The sequence below is a fragment of the Saccharomonospora iraqiensis subsp. paurometabolica YIM 90007 genome (assembly GCF_000231035.2).
Taxonomy (GTDB): Bacteria; Actinomycetota; Actinomycetes; order Mycobacteriales; family Pseudonocardiaceae; genus Saccharomonospora; species Saccharomonospora paurometabolica.
In genome coordinates this window covers 18,402-21,177 of sequence record NZ_KI912233.1, presented here as the reverse complement: position 1 = coordinate 21,177, position 2,776 = coordinate 18,402, and the positions used below count along the sequence as shown (strand labels likewise).

Below are 2,776 nucleotides of genomic sequence, written 5' to 3'. Positions count from 1 at the left end.
ACGTCACCGTCGCCGCCGACGGCACGGTGCGCGCGGACTGAACCGGCCCCCGGGCCGACCCGGCCGGCCGCTCACCCCACGTCGCGGCGGCGGAATCCCCACACCCCCGCCGTGAGCAGTGCCGCGGCCACGACGGTGAGCCACACGAGCGGCGTCGCGGTGAACGCCGCACCGGGCAGCCGGGGGACGTGGTCGAACGGTGAGAGGTTCAGCACCGCCTGCCCGAGGTTCAGCACCGGGCCGAACAGGCTGATCAGCACGAACACCGCCGCCACGCCCCACGCCCCCGGGGCCACCCGCGGCACGAGCCCGAACAGGGCGACCGCGGTCCCGGCCACCACCCACACCGCCGGGATCTGTGCGAGGCATCCCACGAACACGTCGCCGAACCCACCGTCGACGTCCCCGGTCCGTAACCCGTGAACCGCGCCCATGACCGCACCGGCCGTGCCGACGAGGGCGGCGCTGCCGCCGAGCACGAACCCCAGATGCCCGGTGATCCAGCGGATCCGGCTCACCCCGGTGGCCAGCAACGGCTCCAGCCGGACGGCGGACTCCTCCGCCCGCATCCGCAGGGCGGCCTGCACCGCGAACAGCGCCGCCACCATCCCCGCGAAGTTGGCCATCGTGGCGAGGAAGGCGTCCACCACCCCCTCGGAGCCGCCCATGCGGGCCAGCGTCGCGCGCATCTCGGCGCTGTCGCCCACGATGTCGCCCACGTCCGAGGCGAGGGCGCCGAACAGCGCGCCGAACACCGCGAAGCTCACCACCCAGCCGAGCAGCATCCCCCGGTGGAGCCGGGAGGCGAGCGCGAACGGTGTCCGCAGGCGTGGCGACGCGGTCGCGGGGCCGAGCGAGGCGGGCAGCAGGCCGAGGCCGAGGTCGCGGCGTGGCCGGAGCACGAACGCCGTGACGACGAGCGCGACGGCCACCACCGCCGGAACCAGCAGGACCCACCACCGGTTCCCCGCGAACGGCTGAATCCGGGTGGACCACCCGATCGGCGAGAGCCAGGACACCCACGTGAACCCGTCCGCCGAGTCCCCGATGCCGCGCAGCGCGAACGTGACGCCCAGTGCCCCGCCGGCGAGGCCGTTGGCCGTGCGGGCGTACTCGGCCAGTTGGGCGGTGACCGCCGCCACGCCGGTGAACACCCACGCCACCGAGGTGAGGCCCAGGCCGAATGCCAGCGATCCGGGCACGGCCGTGCCGGAGACCGTCAGCGCGCCCGCGGTGACCAGGCCGGTGAGCAGTCCGAACCCGGCGGAGAGCAGGAGCGCGGCGGTCAACGGTGCCGCCCGCCCGACCACCGTGGACGCCAGCAGCTCCTGCCTGCCGGTCTCCTCCTCCTGCCGGGTGTGCCGGGTCAGCGTGAACACGCACACCAGTGCCAGGAACACCGGCAGCAGGGTGCCGAAGCGCCACGCGGTGAACCCGCCGGCCGTGGACAGGTCGTGGGCGGGGCCGTAGAGCAGGGTGATCGACGGGTTGCCGCCCAGGCTCCGGGTCAGGGCCGCACGCTGCGCCGGGTCGGGGTAGAGCCGGGCGTACTCGCCGACCGTGATCGCCGGGATCGACGCGAGCACCAGCAGCCACACCGGCAACGCCACGCGGTCGCGGCGCAGTGCGAGGCGCAGCAGCCGTCCCGTGCCGGTGAGGCGGCCGGGGCCGGGTTTCCCGACGGTCCGCGTGTCCGTGGTCGCCGCGGCCGTCACCGGGAGCGCTCCGGCCCCGCGCGGTCGGCACCGGTCGCCCCGTCGGCGCCCCTGTCCGCTGCCCCGTCCGCCGCGTTGTCGGTGTAGTGCCGCAGGAACAGCTCCTCCAACGTCGGCGGGCGGCTGGTCAGGCTGCGCACCCCGACGCCGGTGAGCGAGCGCAGTGCCGCGTCGAGCGCGTGCGACTCGACGTCGAACTCGACGTGGTGGCCGTCCACCCGCAGGTCGTGGACGTCGGCCAGCTCGGTGAGCCCGTCCGGCGCGCCCGCGAGCTCGGCGGAGACGGACGTCCGGGTGAGGTGCCGCAGCTCGCCCAGGGTGCCCGCCTCGACCGTGCGACCCGCACGGATGATGCTCACCCGGTCGCACAGCGCCTCGACCTCGGCCAGGATGTGACTGGACAACAGGACCGTGCGGCCCCGGCCGCGTTCCTCGCGCAGGATCTCCCGGAAGGTGGCCTCCATCAGCGGGTCGAGCCCCGCCGTCGGCTCGTCCAGGATCAGCAGTTCGGCGTCCGAGGCCAGTGCCGCCACCAGCGCCACCTTCTGCCGGTTGCCCTTCGAGTAGGCGCGGCCCTTCTTGTGCGGGTCGAGGTCGAACCGGTCGATCAGTTCCGCACGGCGGCCGGGATCCAGCCCGCCCCGCAGCCGCCCCAGCAGATCGATCACCTCGCCACCGCTGAGCGTCGGCCAGAGGGAGACGTCGCCCGGAACGTAGGCGAGCCGCCGGTGCAGCCGGGTCGCGTCCCGCCACGGGTCGCCGCCGAGCAACCGGACGGAACCCGCGTCGGCGCGCAGCAGGCCCAGCAGGATCCGGACCGTGGTGGATTTGCCCGACCCGTTGGGGCCGAGGAAGCCGTGGATCTCCCCGGGGGCGACGGAGAGGTCGAGGCCGTCGAGCGCCACGGTCGCCCCGAACGTCTTGCGCAGACCGGAGATCGCGATGGCGGGGTCCATGTGCCCCAAGTTACAGCGACCGGCCGGGGTCGCCACAGTCCGTGGCCCGGGGTCGTGCTGTCGCGGCGGCGTGGCCCGGGGCCGCGGCCCGGACACCCGCGCCGC

2 protein-coding genes are annotated in these 2,776 nt (G+C 74.9%); both read right to left on the bottom strand.

The genetic code is table 11. From position 1 onward, the window contains the following. Positions 1 to 71 precede the first annotated feature (71 nt). Positions 72 to 1,715: an ABC transporter permease gene (locus tag SACPADRAFT_RS0211380; protein WP_007027159.1), complete on the bottom strand. Its 1,644-nt coding sequence runs from the start codon at positions 1,713 to 1,715 to the stop codon at positions 72 to 74. Beyond that, positions 1,712 to 2,671 carry an ABC transporter ATP-binding protein gene (locus SACPADRAFT_RS27055; RefSeq protein ID WP_007027158.1) on the bottom strand — a complete coding sequence of 320 codons (960 nt, stop codon included), beginning with the start codon at positions 2,669 to 2,671 and terminating at the stop codon, positions 1,712 to 1,714. The genes SACPADRAFT_RS0211380 and SACPADRAFT_RS27055 overlap by 4 nt, the downstream gene beginning before the upstream one ends. Positions 2,672 to 2,776 lie beyond the last annotated feature (105 nt).